Source organism: Flexivirga sp., from assembly GCF_035551235.1.
Lineage (GTDB): Bacteria > Actinomycetota > Actinomycetes > Actinomycetales > Dermatophilaceae > Flexivirga.
Genome location: NZ_DASZNO010000007.1, coordinates 15,939 through 31,132, shown reverse-complemented (window position 1 = coordinate 31,132; position 15,194 = coordinate 15,939). Strand labels below are relative to the sequence as shown.

The 15,194-nt window shown below is 68.3% G+C and carries 12 protein-coding genes; 5 read left to right on the top strand and 7 right to left on the bottom strand.

Translation table 11 applies throughout. From position 1 onward, the window contains the following. Nucleotides 1-30 precede the first annotated feature (30 nt). From VG502_RS01075 to VG502_RS01065, 3 genes are all read left to right on the top strand, one after another. The gene (locus VG502_RS01075; RefSeq protein ID WP_325547876.1) at nt 31-195 is read left to right on the top strand and encodes a ribbon-helix-helix domain-containing protein; all 165 of its coding nucleotides are present in this window, start codon (nt 31-33) and stop codon (nt 193-195) included. Beyond that, on the top strand, nt 192-962 hold the full coding sequence (locus VG502_RS01070) for a hypothetical protein (protein ID WP_325547874.1): 771 nt from the start codon (nt 192-194) through the stop codon (nt 960-962). Before VG502_RS01075 ends, VG502_RS01070 begins: the two co-directional genes overlap by 4 nt. 90 nt (nt 963-1,052) lie before the next feature. Next, nucleotides 1,053-2,660, top strand: a complete 1,608-nt coding sequence (locus tag VG502_RS01065) for an HNH endonuclease signature motif containing protein (RefSeq protein WP_325547873.1) — start codon at nt 1,053-1,055, stop codon at nt 2,658-2,660. Between the two features lie 205 nt (nt 2,661-2,865). Here the strand turns inward: VG502_RS01065 and VG502_RS01060 are convergent, their stop codons facing one another. The 6 genes from VG502_RS01060 to VG502_RS01035 all read right to left on the bottom strand — a co-directional run bounded on the left by VG502_RS01060 (nt 2,866) and on the right by VG502_RS01035 (nt 11,981). Next, on the bottom strand, nt 2,866-4,695 hold the full coding sequence (locus VG502_RS01060) for a class I SAM-dependent methyltransferase (RefSeq protein ID WP_325547871.1): 1,830 nt from the start codon (nt 4,693-4,695) through the stop codon (nt 2,866-2,868). A gap of 186 nt (nt 4,696-4,881) precedes the next feature. After that, entirely contained in the window at nt 4,882-6,120 is a 1,239-nt protein-coding gene (locus VG502_RS01055; protein WP_325547869.1) for a DUF445 domain-containing protein, read from the bottom strand. Between the two features lie 86 nt (nt 6,121-6,206). After that, complete coding sequence (locus VG502_RS01050) at nt 6,207-6,965, bottom strand: DUF4352 domain-containing protein (RefSeq protein WP_325547868.1); 759 nt, start codon at nt 6,963-6,965, stop codon at nt 6,207-6,209. Nucleotides 6,966-7,098: 133 nt separating this feature from the next. Beyond that, nucleotides 7,099-7,635, bottom strand: a complete 537-nt coding sequence (locus VG502_RS01045) for a hypothetical protein (protein ID WP_325547867.1) — start codon at nt 7,633-7,635, stop codon at nt 7,099-7,101. A gap of 48 nt (nt 7,636-7,683) precedes the next feature. Further along, entirely contained in the window at nt 7,684-8,886 is a 1,203-nt protein-coding gene (locus VG502_RS01040) for an McrC family protein (protein ID WP_325547865.1), read from the bottom strand. Then, nucleotides 8,883-11,981 carry an McrB family protein gene (locus tag VG502_RS01035; RefSeq protein WP_325547863.1) on the bottom strand — a complete coding sequence of 1,033 codons (3,099 nt, stop codon included), beginning with the start codon at nt 11,979-11,981 and terminating at the stop codon, nt 8,883-8,885. The genes VG502_RS01040 and VG502_RS01035 overlap by 4 nt, the downstream gene beginning before the upstream one ends. 132 nt (nt 11,982-12,113) lie before the next feature. On the opposite strand from VG502_RS01035, the gene VG502_RS01030 reads away from it, so the two are divergent. Together VG502_RS01030 and VG502_RS01025 are read left to right on the top strand one after the other, a co-directional pair. Beyond that, nucleotides 12,114-12,746, top strand: coding sequence for a DUF6891 domain-containing protein (locus VG502_RS01030; protein WP_325547861.1), 633 nt, complete (start codon nt 12,114-12,116; stop codon nt 12,744-12,746). Nucleotides 12,747-12,778: 32 nt separating this feature from the next. Further along, nucleotides 12,779-13,948 carry a MalY/PatB family protein gene (locus VG502_RS01025; RefSeq protein WP_325547859.1) on the top strand — a complete coding sequence of 390 codons (1,170 nt, stop codon included), beginning with the start codon at nt 12,779-12,781 and terminating at the stop codon, nt 13,946-13,948. Here the strand turns inward: VG502_RS01025 and serA are convergent. Further along, nucleotides 13,928-15,124, bottom strand: a complete 1,197-nt coding sequence (serA, locus tag VG502_RS01020) for a phosphoglycerate dehydrogenase (RefSeq protein WP_325547857.1) — start codon at nt 15,122-15,124, stop codon at nt 13,928-13,930. The two genes, VG502_RS01025 and serA, sit on opposite strands and share 21 nt — an antisense overlap. Nucleotides 15,125-15,194 lie beyond the last annotated feature (70 nt).

Genomic DNA, 15,194 nt, shown 5'->3' with positions numbered 1-15,194 from the left:
GCCGTCATACCTGCTTTCTATATTGCTAGCATGCCAGCAAATGATAAACCGTCGGCGAAGGCACAGTTCAACGTCTACCTGCCGGCCGACCTGATCCGCGAGGTCAAGCACCGCGCGATCGACGACGGCCTCAGCCTCTCCGCGCTCGTCGAGCAGGCGCTGCGCGGCTACCTCGGCGAAGGAGCGACCCGATGAGCCTGACTGTGCAACCGATCCGCTTCACCGACAACGTCGAGGAGATGTCGCGACTGCTCGTCGCACTCGGCCTGTCGGTCAGCATCACCGGCGACAAGGGCGGTTGGGTCGTGCTCGCCGGCCGCACCGGGACCGTGGCGCTGCACAGTGCTGCCGACTCCGCCGGCGGCGCACGCGAGGGCCAGACCAGCCTGTCGTTCGAGACCGATACCCTCGACCAACTCGCCCAGCAACTGACCGCGAGTGGCTTCGGCAACGCCGATCACCCCGACGAGTCGATCGTCTATGACGAGGCCTACGGCCGCGCGATCACCATCACCTCGGGCGAGGACGAGCTGATCATCAACGGCCGGTCGGACGACCTCTACGGCTACAGCGCCACCGGCGTCGCGCCCGGACCGGACGCCGGCGACCTGCGGGTCACGCCGATCCGGTTCGTGGACGACCAGACCGCCGACCGGCGCCTGCTGGAGGCTCTCGGCTTCTCCGTGGTGGGCGAAGCCAGTCCGGATTTCACCCAGATGGCGCTCCCCGACCCGGGCGGTGCCGTCGGTCTGCACCACATCTACACCGACGAACTCCCCGTCGTGCCAGGGCCTTTCGCCATACAGCTCACGTTTGAGACTGCGACTCCGTTGCCCGAGATCGTGCAGCGTGCGCAGTCGGCCGGCGCCGCGGCGACTTTGAACGAGTCCGAGTTCGGCGACTTCATCACGATCACGGATGCCGATGGCCAACAGCTGCAGGTGCACGCGGCGTCGGTATGACGGCCGGCTGAAACGCCTCACCGGAGGCGGCACGAACGGCCGGCGCCTCGACCGGGAGAGGTTGTCGGTGCCGAGTGCTTCACTGAACACATGATCGAAATGAGGCACGACGAGTCTGCGGCGGCTGTCACCGACAGCCCTCGTTGGGAGTCGTCTGCCTCCGATCTGGCCATGTCCGCGGCGCGCCACGAGCTGGCCAAAATCAGCGCCCAGCTCAATGACGGGCACGCCCGGCTCGTGACGCTGATGCGTCGGGTGCTGGCCGAGGAGCTGTGGTGCGGCGCCGGGTTCAAGTCGCCGGAGCACTGGCTGACGGCATACGCCGGGCTGACCTGGTCGTCTGCGCACGACATCGTGCGGATCGCCGAGCGGTCGGCCGACCTGCCGACCATGCAGGCTCTGATCGACGACGGCAAGCTCACACTCGGGCAGGCTGCGGTCGTCGCCAAATACACGCCGAGCGCGTATGACGCCGACGTGGCCGAGTTCGCGTCATACACGACCGTGACGCAGCTGCGGAGGGCGTTGTGCCGCTACAACTTTCGCGCCGATGCCGCGGATGGCTCAGACGGTGACAACTCCGCCACGGAGAACCCCGACGAGACGGGCGCCGGTGGAGACGACGACGACAGCGTCGTCCTACCCGGCGACGACTCTGACAACGAGCAGCAGGTGGATGCCGCGTCGGATGCGGCCCAAGACCGCGCTCCCGGCGAGTTCGACCCAGCGGCCGCCCCGCCCAGGCTCGACATGCGCTACGTCAACGGCCGCTTCCGGCTGGTGTATGACGCGCCGGCCGACCTCGGTGCGCTCGTCGAGCAAGCTCTGCTCGAGGCCAAGGACACGCTCTTCCGCCTCCGCACGGAGCCACCCGAGGAGCCGAGTGCCAACGGCGGCGGGCGATCCGGCGCGGCTTCCCAGGCCCGACCGTCCCGACCCGGCGCCGCCGACTGCGGTGACAACCGCGGTGACGCTTCGAAATCGCACCGCGGCGCGTCGTTCGGTGAGGCCATGAGCCTCATGGCGCAGCGCTCCCTCGACGACGGCGCACCGTTGGGTCACTCCCGTGCCAGCCGTTATCGCATCTACCTGCACCTGGACACCCTCGGACACGGCTGGCTCAACAAGGGTTGCTCACTCCCGCAGTCACTGCGCGACCGCGTCCTGTGCGACGGCGTCATCCAGCCGATCTGGGAGACCGAGGGCAAACCGATCAATGTCGGCCGCGCACAACGCATCGTGCCCGCCCGCACCCGGCGGTTGCTCGAGGACCGTGACCGCGGCTGCCGGTTCCCCGGATGCCTGGCGATGCACCACCTCGAGTGCCATCACCTCGACCACTGGATCAACGGCGGACGCACCGACGCGGACCGGATGATCATGCTCTGCCCCTTCCACCACGACGAGCACCACCGGGGCGCGTTCGTGATGGTCGGCGACCCGTCCAAGCCGGCCGGAGTCGTGTTCACCGCACGCGACGGGACCAGAGTGCGTCCGGAGTTCCTGCCGTATGACGCACCCGGCCCACCGGGCGACGACCTATCACCGACCGACGGCCGGCACGGCGCGAAAAGGCCTGCGCCCTCACGAGATTCGGGATCGAAGCAGCCGCCGTTCGCGCCATACGCCGGGCCGGTGAACGAGACGCTTCACCTTTCCCTCGTGCGCTTCGGCCCGAAGCCGCCGGTCGACAGCTGACGCCCGACAGCTGGCCCCAGACAGTTATTAACCCCGATCACGCCACTGCGCGGCGACCGGAGGCGCCATACGGCCGCCCGATGCCACTGCACCCGCCGGGGTCCGGTCCCCCAGCGGCGACACGACGGCGCCGGCCACAGTACGACTGTGACCGGCGCCGTCGGCAGGCGTTGCTCGGCGTTGGACGGAGCAGCTGGGATGATCGTCAGCCTCGGAAGCGACCGATCACGCGATAGAGGATCGGGTCCTCGTCGCCATACGGGGACAGGCCGTCCGACTCCTGATCGGTGAGCACGTCGAAGCCGAAGCGACCCTCCAGCGACTCCCGGAACTCCGCGGCGTTCTGGAAACGCCGGTAGTGGTTGCCGAAGGTCTTCTTGCGCTTCTCGTCCTCATCGGTGCGGAACTCGGCGGCGAAGAGGTCACCCTCACGAGCGACGGACTGGATGTGCGACAGGAGGTTCTCCTGCACATCCGCCTTGATCGAGTGGAGGAAGAACCGGAGGTAGAAGAGCGCGGCACCCTCGTGCTCGGCCCGGAACTGCTGGAGCGCCTTGCCCAGCGCTTCGGAGTCCGACACGTCGCACACCTCGAACCGGGCGTGATCGCCCACACCCAGCTGCTTTGCCCGCGCGGACGCGCCCTCGACGGCCACACCCGACTGGTCGATGCCGACGACGTTCCGACCGATCTGCGCGAAGGCGCAGGAGTCACGACCGTCGCCGCAGCCGATGTCGATGACCGCCTCGGGCAGTCCCTCGAGCTTGCTGACCTCGTCGAAGAAGGTCGAGCCCTCGGTGTTGGTGTGGTGCGCATAGAAGTTGGACCAGTAGACGCGGTCCCGCTGCGGGATGGTGAGCACGCCGTCGTCGGCAACGTCGGTGCGCGCGTGCGACCAGTGGAAGCCCGGCTTGGGCAGCCGCCAGTCGTCGCCGTAGATGTGCGCCACCAGCGGCTCGGGATTCTTCGGCCGCAGGACCTTCCCGCCCGGGAAGTCCACGAGCTCGGTCCCCTGGTAGTCCGCGGTGGTGTACGTGCGCGATCCGGCGACACCCCAGGGGAACCGCAGTCGGCCCTCGGGGTCGAAGTAGAGGTGGAACAGGTCGATGCGGTAGTTGCGGTCCTCCGGGTCGTGCACGTGCAGCACCCGCTGCCGCATGTCGACCTCCAGGCCGGCCTCCAGCAGCGCCAGCGCGATCCGCACCAGTTCGTCGGCAGCTTCCGGCCCGGTGGTGAACTTGGAGATGAACGCGGAATCGAAGTCCGCGTCGTGACCGATGTAGCCGCCCTCGCGGACCGATCCGAGCAGCGTCCCGTAGACGACGAACACGTCGTGGCCGAATTCGGCGTCGACGACGTCCCGCACCTTCGAGTAGATGCCGGCGACCCGCCGCTGCCATTCCTCGTCAAGCCGCTTGGACAACATCACCCGTCCGGTCTGCGTCAGGATGTAGCCCTGATCCAGCCGCTGCTGCAGCGTCTTCAGGTTCGACTTGCCGTTCTTGGATGCACGCAGGAAGAGCCCGTGCCCGGCGATCGGCACCGGCTGGCCGTCGAACTTCACGGTGACGTGGTCGCCCGAGCTCAGGTACTGCCAGATCTCGCGGACCTGGAAGGTGAATGCTCGCGCCTCGTAACCGCTGCGCACGTTGCGACCACCATCGGAACGTCCAGCGGTCACCCCGCCACCCACGACGCGCTTGTGCGTGGCGGCGTCCTGCGCGGTCGGCGGCCCCTGGTCCTCCTTGGTCACCACCATCGCGGACAGCGCACCCGCCGCGGTCGGATAGGTGGTGGAGAGTTGGACCGAGCCGAGGTGCAAGGTCACCGGCAGCGGAGGGGTCCTGACCGGCACCATCACCCACCCCGAGATCTGCGTCTCCGCGATGCGCTCGACCATCCCGACGACGGGAGCGCCCTTGGCCGGGCGCGTCACCTGTCCGCGGAGCTCGCGCACGACCTGCCGCGCCCCCACCAACCTCTTGCGAGAATCCTCGGGAATCTTGTCGATCACGCGTCGTCGCAACGAAGCCATCCGGTAGCCACCTCTCCTGGCAAAGCGTCGTCGCCTCGGCCCACGTCCTACGGGAGCGATCCTCGGGTGGGCAGGCCGATGCGCGCTTTGCGAATCTTTACGGCAAAGTCCAGCCAACATACCGGTAAACCACAGGTGAACATGCCCAACGTGGCGTGTCGGATTATCCGGGTTCCGTCGACCCGGTCAGAGCAGCTGCGCGAGCGTGTAGATCAGCAGTCCGACCAGCCCACCGACGACGGTGCCGTTGATCCGGATGAACTGCAGGTCCCGGCCCACATGCAGCTCGATCCGCTTGGACGCCTCATCGCCGTCCCACCGCTCGATGGTCTGCGAGATGACGGTCGAGATCTCATGCCCGTATGTCGTCACGACGTGCCCGGAGATCTCACCGAGCCGGCGATCGAGCGAGGCACGCAGGTTGTCGTCGGTCACGATCCGTCCGCCGAGGTCAGTGAGCGCGCGCACCAGCCGCTCGCGCAGATCGCTCTCGGGGTCCTCCAGTGACTCGACCACCACGCGCTTGACCGACTGCCACATGCCGACGAGCGAGTCGCCGACCGACGGATGGGACAGCACACGCACCTTCAGCTGCTCGGTGCGCTCCATCGTGGTCGGGTCGTTCTGCAGGTTGTCGGCGAGTTTGGCGAGCAGGTCGTCGACCGCCTGCCGCACCTGGTGGTCCGGGGTGTCCCGTATGTCGGCCAGCCACCGGACCAGCTCGACGTGCAGCCGAGCGGCGACCGTGTCGTCCAGCCAGCGCGGCGACCACCACGGCGCGCGGCTGCCGATCAGCGACGTCACCGTGGCCTCGTTGTCGCGGACCCAGTCGTGCAGCTCCCGCACGACCAGGTCGACCACCTGTCGATGCGAGCCGTCCTTGACCACGCCTTCGAGCAGCGTGCCCAGGATCGGCGACACGGGCTCGCGCGCGAGCCGGGGCAACAACACCCGACCGAGGAAGTCCCCCACCTCGGCGTCACTGATCGAGTCGATGCCCTTCGCGAGGGAGGGCGCCGACTCGGTGACAACCCGGCGGGCGTTCGCGGGTTCGGCGAGCCAGCGGCCGACCCGCATCGGTACCTGAGCCGTCGCCAGGCGCTGCTGGACGTTCTCGGCGGTGAGGAAGTTGTCGGTGACGAAATCCTCGAGGCTGTGCCCGATGCTGTCCTTGCGCTCCGGAATGATCGCCGTGTGCGGAACCTTCAGCCCGAGCGGATGGCGGAAGAGCGCCGTCACCGCGAACCAGTCGGCAACCGCACCCACCATCGCGGCCTCCGCGGCGGCGTTCAGATACCCCCACGCGCCGTGGTGTCCGTGCGTGACGACGAAGATGATCGCCGCCACGACCAGCAACGACGTCGCGACCAGTCGCATCTTGCGCAGCCGGCTGCGGCGTTCGAGGTCCGCGGCGCTCAGCGTCATACCCGCGCTCAGCATGCGGTGTAGCTCACGTGGATCACGTCGTACCGCCGCTCATGCACTGCCAACGGGCGGACGCAGGTGATCGTTCAGTTCGTCCACGCGACCGGCGCGTCCGTGGTCTTGTTGTCGAAGTCGTCCGCCCGGTAGAGCAACGTGTACTTCTTGTAGTCCTGATTCGCGGGCACCTCGTAGACCAGCGTCCCGCTGTAGGTCCTGGTCGTCTTGCTCACGTCACCGTCGTCGAACTGCTCCTGCTTCGGAACGGCCTCACTCAGGGACGCATAGTTGCAGACGTTCTTCTGTGTGTCGCGCAACGTGAAGTAGATGCCGGCGATGCTGCTCTTGTCACCGGACTTGTACTTCACGGTCACCTTGATCAGCAGGCTGACCTGACCCTTCTCCGGGCCGAAGACGTCGTCGCCCGACGGCTTCTTCACCGTGGGCAGCTGCGGTGTGATCGTCACGGTGCCGCCATACTTCTGGGTCAGGTCCAGCGGCTTGCCCCACTTGGCCTTCTTGGTGCTCGGCGCGACCGCACCGGGCGTGAGGAAGGTGTCGTTGTCGTTGCACACCTTCGCCGGGTCGCCGGTGGAGGACGACCCAGACGGCGCGGCGGACACCGTGGGCACGCCGGTGTCGGTGGGCACCGTGTCGTCGGTGCTCTGATCGGTCGACGGCGCTGTCGGCACGCCGGAGTCGGTTGCGGCCGCGGCCGCGGAATTCGCCGACGTGGCCGGCGCCTGCACCGACGGTGCCCCCTCGTTGCCGCAGCCGGCGAGTGCACCGGCGATCAGCATGGCCGGAGTCGCGCCGAGCGCAATCCTGCGGAATGCGGTGGTGGTCATAGTCCCCGTCATAGTCCCCGTCATGGTCCCCTTGAACCTCTCTCGATGATGCTCCCGGCCCGCGCCGACACACACAGATGCAACAGGTTACGCGACACCGGGCGGCCCCCGGTGCCGACGGTCAGGCCGTCGGTCAGGCCGTTCGAACCGTCCAGATCTCCGGCCTGCCGGAGGCACTTTCGTCCTTGACGAACTCCCGGTTGCCCTCGCCCACCGGGATCCCCTGGTGGGTCGCCGCCTGGGAGATCGCGGTCGCGATGCGATCCCACACCGCCGCTCCCTGCGGGAAGCCCATCTCCCAGGTCATCGCCTCGACGCCGATGACGGTGCGGTCCGCCATCAGGTGCGCGCGGGCCCGCGGGAAGGAGCCGTCGATCTGTATGACGATCGCGCCCGCTTCGGAATGCACGTCGGTGACCCGGTCGTCGGAGGAGGCGACATGGGCGATGAGTTCGCCCGCCCGAGTCGGGTCAGCACCGAGGGTGAGGGTGCGGCCCATCATCGACAGGTGCTTGGTCGCCGGGCCGGCCGCGAGCGCCCGGCCGAAGTTTCCCTCGATCGCGCGATCGCGCACCTGCTGATGGGTGTTGGAGACCTTGCCCTTGACGAAGTACCAGACGAACGAGCCGATGATGATGACGAGCACCACCAGGAAGAGTTTGGCGATCACGGCCCCAGTATGCCTGCCACACGGGCCCGTGCTCCGCCCCGCGGTCGCTCAGCGGGCGAAGGCCGCCCGGCGCGGATAGGACACCACCCGCACGAGTTCCGCGAGCGTGTCCAGCGACCCGGCCAGGCGTGCGGCGGGCACGTTGAGTCGCAACGGCACGCACAACAGGCGGGTGCCGATGCTGCGCACGACGACCTCGGGGGCAGGTGCCTGATCGGCGTGCGCATAGATCAGCAGTCCTGCTTCGAGACCGAGCGCGGAGGCGTAGGCCAGCAGCGGGTAGAAGTCCGAGCCATCACGGCGATCGGCTTCCAGATGGTAGGCGACGTTGCCGACCAGCACCGGCCGCTGGTCACGGCGCAACAGCAGGTCGGGCGTGAAATGCCACTGGTCCTGGACGTCGAGCGCGTACTGCGGGCGTTCCTCCAGGGAGATGTCCGGCCAGAGCCGGTTGCTCATCTCGACGGTGATCCACCGGCGGAAGAGGTCGTCCATGTCGACCATGAACGCGTGCGCGGTCTGCGAACCCTCCAGATGCCGAATCGTGATGCCGTCCAACGCTTTTCGCGCGAGATCGAGGGCGGGTGCGTAGTGCTCGTTCAGTCGGGTGATCGGCAGGTCGCCGTGGTGCTGATCGGGACTGGTGACCTCCACGCCCTCGAACCGCTGGATCAGTCGCAGTCCGTCGCGGCGTACGAGCGGCGGCAGGTCCGGCCAGGTCAGCACCTGACGCACGGCGCACAGCAACAGGCGGTTCTCGGCGATGTCCGGGGTGAATTCGTCATACCGGCACGGCGGTGACGCGGTGGCCCACGGACGGGTCGCGAGCTGATCGACCAGCAGCCGCCCGCGAATCGTGCTGGTGTCCTCCTCGAGCGTCACGTAACCGTGCAGCAGGCCGCGGCGGGTCGCCGTGTCGATCGCGCGCAGCAGGAAGGCCGCCACACCGTCGACGAGTTCGGTGTCACCGGCCCAGCCGACCGCGTCGCTCCCCCACGCGTCCGACGGCAGGCCCGCGGAGAACATGGTGAAGAGGTTCTCCATCGGCGCACGCGGCTCGACACGGATGGTGCAACCGGGTACGGCAAGCGCGCCCACCCATGAGCCGGTGCGCAGGATCACCCGCTCCGGGTCGGCGGTTGCGACGACCGTGATCTTGTCGCTGGCGGCCTCCAGGAGCGCCGTCCGCGCTGCGGGCGCGAGCCGCATCGGTGCGCTTTCGCCGTGCTCGCGGAGTATGACGTCGCTCATGTGGCGAGAGTCGCGGCGGGCGGCGGCTCCTCACCGGCAGCGGCACGTGCTCCCGGGCCGTGGCGCTCCAGCACGCTCTGCCAGGTGAACGTCTTCAGCACATCCTCGCGACCATAGAACTGGTCCTCGATGAACGGATAGATGCTGTAGGTCCAGATCCGTTGCAGCGCAGCGTCACTCAGCCCGTCGGCCATGAAATGGCTGTGCCCGATCTGCAGGTGTGGGCCGCGCAACGCGCGACGCAACTCGTCGTTGACCCGGTCGACGATCCCGGCAACCCAGACCGGCCCGTTGTGCGCCTGCAGCCAGCGCCGCAGCAGCCCCTCCATCGGACCTTCGTGCGGCATGAACGGCACGAAGTGGAACCGGCGCCGCAGTGCTGCGTCAACCAGGGCGATGGACCGGTCGGCGGTGTTCATGGTGCCGATGAAATAGAGGTTCGGCGGCAACTCGAAACCCTCGTCCGGCCGGTATGACGTCATGACCGACTGCGAGCGGTATTCGAGCAGGTACAGCAGTTCGCCGAACACCCGCGGCAGGTTCGCGCGGTTGATCTCGTCGATGAGCATGATGTGCGGCGTGGTCGGGTCGGCCTCGGCGGCCTCGGCCAACATGGCCAGCGGCCCCTTGCGCAGCTCGTAGACCATCTGGCCCTCGGCGTCCAGGCGTGGCCGGAAGCCCTCGAAGAAGTCCTCGTACGACGTCGACGGGTGGAACTGCACGACCTGCCGCTTGGTCGAGTCCGGTTGCAGCGCGGCAGCCAGCCGCTGCGCGAGGTAGGTCTTGCCGGTGCCGGGCGGGCCGTAGAAGATCAGCTGCTTCTTGTCCTCCAGCAGCCCATGGATCTCCCGCAGGAAGTCCTCGTCGACCAGTAGTTCGGCGGCGGCCTCGGCGATCAGGTCGCGCTCCGGGTCGGCGACGGACTCGCTCTTGTGCAGCATCCAGAGCGCGAATTGCACCTGGCCCCAAGGGTCTCCGGGCAGCAGAGGTTCGAGACGGGCACGCAAGCGGTCGTTGATCACGACATGCAGGCGGGCGCGATTCGGGGAGTCGATCTTCGGCAGTTGGACACCGACGGCACGCGCCACCGCGATCTTCCCGTCCGCTCCGCCGAGCGCGTGGATCGGCAGGTACCGGGCCGGATGTGCGACGGCCATCAGCTTCATCACGACTGCTTCGCCCAGGCCGGGGGCCGGCATACCGTCGCCCAGGATGTGCTCGATGCGGGCGACATCGTCGCCGTCGCCCCACAGCAACTCCTTGATCGCCCGGGCGAATGCGTCCAGCCCGGCAGCGTCCATGGTCGCCAGGCTCGCCTGCAGCACCGAGTGGGTGCCGGGGTGACCGTAGGCACGGCCGCTGAGCAACCGGCGGAACGCGGCCATGTCGAAGGCGTCGAGCCCGGCCGGCTCCAGCGCCTGCGCGAGGGCACGGCGCTGCTCCTGGTGCCAGTTGTCGCGATCGCCCGGATAGGGGCGCTCGGCCACGAACCGTTCGAGTTGGGCGAGCAGGTCCAGGTCGACGGGCCCGGTCGGAGTCGGCTCCTTCCCGGACATGACCTCCACGAGCGGGGCGAGCCGCCGGACCGTGTCGACGATCTCGTCGGCGAAGTCAGCCCGGCCGAGCGACTCCGGATGCGGCCACCAGCGGCCGACATACACCTCACCACCGGGGTATTCGCGCTCCACCGGCTCGACCCGGTCGGGGCTGCTCGTGGTGCGCAGGTGGAAGAAGCGCATGCCTTCGGGTAGGTGCTCCTGGACGACGCCGCCGATCTCCTCGTGGCGCGCGCCCGATCCCGGGCCGTCCCAGCCGGAGTGCAGCCCGACCGCGACGCCGGACCGGGTGAGCCAGAGCCGGAAACCCGGCGCACCGGTGCCGCCGGGTAGCGTCCACGTCGCGTGTGCGTCGACGCGGTATGGCGCGTCCTTGGACTGGCCGGTCCGGGTCTGCAGGTTGGTCTCCTGCAGGCGCAGGCCGGTGGCCTGCCGCAGCGGTTTGTGCAGGGACCGCACGGTGAGCGTGGCGACGCCACGCAACTGCAGTGCCAGGCCGGCGGCGCGAGCATCCGCGTCGGCGGACGCGTAGCCGAGACCCGGCTTGAAGCCCGCGATCAGGTCGGCCGCCTCCTCGCAGATGTCCGGCAGCGAGGTGCCCAGCCCGACGAAGCACTGCTTGCTGCCGAGGTAGCCGACCAGGCGCTCGGCCAGGCTCGGGTCGTCGGGCTCGAAACTGCGGCACAGGTCGGCGAAGGCCAGGTACCGCTCCGAGTGGCTCAGGTGCCGGCCCATCCAGCCCAGCGTCTGGAACGGCTCGGAGCCGCCCGGCCACAGCGTCGGCCAGTCGGTGGGCGCATCCGTCGCCCAGAAGATCGACAGCACGGTCGGCACGCGAGAGGCGTCGAGCTTGTTCTCGGTGTATTCCTCCAGCGCGCGGATGCGCGTCGCAGCCTCTTCGTCGTCGCGCGGCGTCTGGGTCGTCTCGACCAGCAGGTCGGCCAGGTCGCGCTCGTAACCGCCTGCGGTGCCGCGCAACTGGCCCAGCCAGGTGGGCAGGCTCGAGGCGTGCTGGGCGAACGGGCCGGGACGGCGCGACCAGACCGCGAATCCCTCGACGAACGCATGCAGGTCGCGCCCGACGGCCAGCGTCCGGATCAGCTCGCGGGCTTCCGCCACCCGCTCCTCGCGCAGCGAATCCACTTGGTGCCACAGCGCTTGCGCCGCAGGGTCGTTGTTGGCCGCGACCTTGATCAGCTCGTAGGTCGCCTTCCAACGCCGCAGGTCCCTCTGCCGGCCGGGACTGACGCTGCTCGAGCGCTGGGCCCGCTTGACCTCGAAGCCGAGGCCCGCGAGGTGTGCGCCGATCTCGTCGGGTGTGGGCAACGACACGGGCGTCAGCGGACCGAAGTCCGCGCGCGCGAAACCGTGTGCGGCGGCCGCGATGGCCGGTGCGTCATAGACGACGCCGTCGAAGTGCACGACATGCTCGAGATCGGGTTCGAACCCGTATGCCGAGAGGAAGGACTCTCGTCCTTGGGATTGCCATTCCTGCAGTGCTGCGAGCACATCGTCTCGGGTGATATCGGCAAGGGCCACGGTGGTTGAAGCTCCGGAATCGTGGGTGGTGGGAGGAGGGACCGAACGTCCAGATTACGGGATGCCCGGTCTCGGGCGGCGGGCAATGGGGAACCCGCCGGTGAACCACACGAGTTTGGCACCATGGAGTCCGTGCATTCCCAAGCCCTCCGCTCCGACGTCAACTTCACCGGTGCCTTCGTCCCCGATCCAGACACCGCGATCGGCCGTCTCGTGTTGCGCATCTGCATCGGCACCGACAGCCGGGAGGAACTGGAGAACCGGCTGCGCTGGGAGATGATCGGCGACGGTCCGCTGCGCGACGCCGACATCACCCAGGAATCGGTGCCCGAGGTCGTCGACTGGCTCATCCAGGACCACAACACGCAGGTTCCCTTCCCGAGTCAGACCGCACTCGGTCTGATCACGGCGTTCGAGGAGCTGACCGCAGAGGGCATCGTCTTCGGATTCGGCGAGGGCCGCGACGTGATGCAGTCGCTGACCGCGGTCTCGAATGCCGCGAACATCCTTGCCCAGGAAGGGCATTCGATCGACGGATACTGCTTCTGCACCGCTGCCGACGTGGAGCGGATGATCTTCGACGGAGAGCTGTTCGTCGCGTTCGGCGTCTTCGACGAAACCGGGGAGGGAGCCGTCCGGATCGGCGAGCGCATCACCGAGGCGTTCGCTCGTCATGACCTGCAGGTCGACTGGAACGGCACCGAGGAGCAGCGCATCCAGGTCATCGGCAGCTATGCCGTGCCCTACGTCGACCTGCCCGAGTAGCCGCTTCGGCGGCTGGCATTAGTCTCGAACGCATGGGTGTCGAGCCGGTCAACATCGAACGAGTCATGGCGCAGGTCGACGTCGAGCAGCTTCGGTCTCGCGGGTCGGTCAAGTGGTCGGTCACCAGCGGGCGCCAACTGGGGGCGTTCATCGCGGAGTCGGATCTGCCGCTCGCGCCGTCGATCCAGCGGGCCCTCGCTGACGCGATCGGGCGCGGTCTCACCGGCTACCTGCCCACACCCCTTGCACGGGACACAGCAGCCGCGTGTGCGACGTTCCAGCACAAGCGATTCGGATGGGACGTGGACCCGGCGCACATCGAGTTGCTCCCGGACGTCCTGGGCGCGTTCACGTTCACGCTCGGCCATCTGGTCGAGCCCGGGACTCCGGTGGTGCTGCCGACCCCCGCCTACATGCCGTTCCTGGAACTGCCCGGAGCCGTCGGTCACGAGTTGCGGAAGCTGCCGATGGACCTGGTCGACGGCCGCTTCGTGATCGACCCACGGCGTCTGGCCACAGCGCTGGAGGGCGGCGGGCTGCTGGTGCTCATCAACCCGCACAACCCGACCGGACAGGTCGCGACACGCGAGGAACTCCTCGCCATCGCCGATGTCGTCGAGCGCACCGGCGCCACCGTCTTCGCCGACGAGATCCACTCTCCCCTGGTCTATTCGGGCGGCCAGCACATCCCCTACGCGTCCCTCGACGAGCGCACTGCGGCGCACACCGTCACCGCCGTGTCGGCGTCCAAGGGCTGGAACCTGCCCGGCCTGGCGTGCGCGCAACTGATCATGACCTCGGCCGCGCACCGGCGACGCTGGTCGGCGTCACCCTTCGTGGTGCGACACGGCACCTCACCGCTCGGAGCGGTCGCGGCGACAGCGGCATACGGGGTGGACGGGGTGGCGCACCTGGACGCCTTGGTCGACCACCTGCAACGCGGCCGTGACCTGTTCGCAGCGCGTATGGCGCACGCCCCCACGATCGGTTACACGCCACCCGCTGCGACATACATCCACTGGCTGGACCTGCGGGACGCCGGAGTCGATCCCGGCAGGGTCGCCGAACGCACCGGAGTTATCGGCACCAACGGAACCGCTTGTGGCACAGCGGGATTCCTGCGTCTGACGCTGGCGACCTCGCACGCGGTGGTGGGTGAGGTCGCCGACCGGCTGGTGTCGTTAACCGCCGATGACGCGTAGCTGGATCGTCTCCGGCATCGCCTGCAGGTCTGCGACGGCCGCGTCCGGCAGCTGCGGGACGTCGGTGACGACGTAGCCGTTCTCGCCGCGCGTGTTGAGCAGCTGGCCCTCGATGTTGACGCCGTGCTCGGCCAGGATGCTGTTGACCTTGGCGAGCACGCCGGGGGTGTTGCGGTGCAGGTGGGTGATGCGCCGGCCGCCCGGGCGTTCTTCCAGCGTGAGGGAGGGGAGGTTGACGCTGAGCGTCGTGGTGCCCCGCTGGACGTAGTCGCGCAACTTGCTGGCGACGAAGCGACCGATGTCCTCCTGCGCCTCCTCGGTGGACCCGCCGATGTGCGGGGTGAGGATGACGTTGGGGATGCCCTGCAGCGGGGAGTGGAACGCATCCCCGCGCTTCTTCGGCTCGGTCGGGAAGACGTCGACGGCCGCGCCGGCGATGTGGCCCGACAGGAGGTTCTCGCGCAGCGCCTCGTAGTCGACGACGAAGCCACGGGAGAGGTTCAGGAACAACGCGCGCTCACGCATCTTGGCGAACTGCTCGGCGCCGAAGAACCCGGCGTTGCCCGACCGGCCGTCGACGTGCAGCGTGATGACCTCGGCGGTCTCCAGCAACTCCTCCAGGCTGTCGCACCGGTGCGCGTTGCCCATCGCGAGCTTGTCGTCGGTGTCGTAGAAGAAGACCTGCAGACCGAGCATCTCGGCGACCACCGACAGCTGGGAGCCGATGTTGCCGTAGCCGACGATGCCGAGCTTGCGGCCGCGGATCTCGTGGGAGCCCTTGGAGTTCTTGTCCCACACTCCGTCGTGCAGCGAACTGTCCTTCTCGGTGAGCCGTCGCGCCATCGCGATGATCTCGGCGATCGCCAGCTCGACCACGCTGCGCGTGTTGGAGAACGGCGCGTTGAACGTCGCGATGCCGCGGGCAGCCGCCTCGTCCAGCGCGATCTGGTTGGTGCCGATGCAGAATGCACCGATCGCGGTCAGCCCGGCCGACTTCTCGAGCACGGCCGGGGTGATCTCGGTCTTGGAGCGGATGCCGACCAGGTCGACGCCCTGCAGGGCCTCGACCAGCTCGGGCTCGTCGAGGGCCCCGGTGCGGGTCTCGACCTCGAATCCCGCTTCGCGCAGGATCGACTCGGCAAACGGGTGGATGCTTTCCAGGAGCAGCGCCTTCACAGGGCGCAGTCTCCCATCGTGACCTGACCGGACTCACAGCGCGTCCGGAATGCGGGCGCCGGAAGCACGT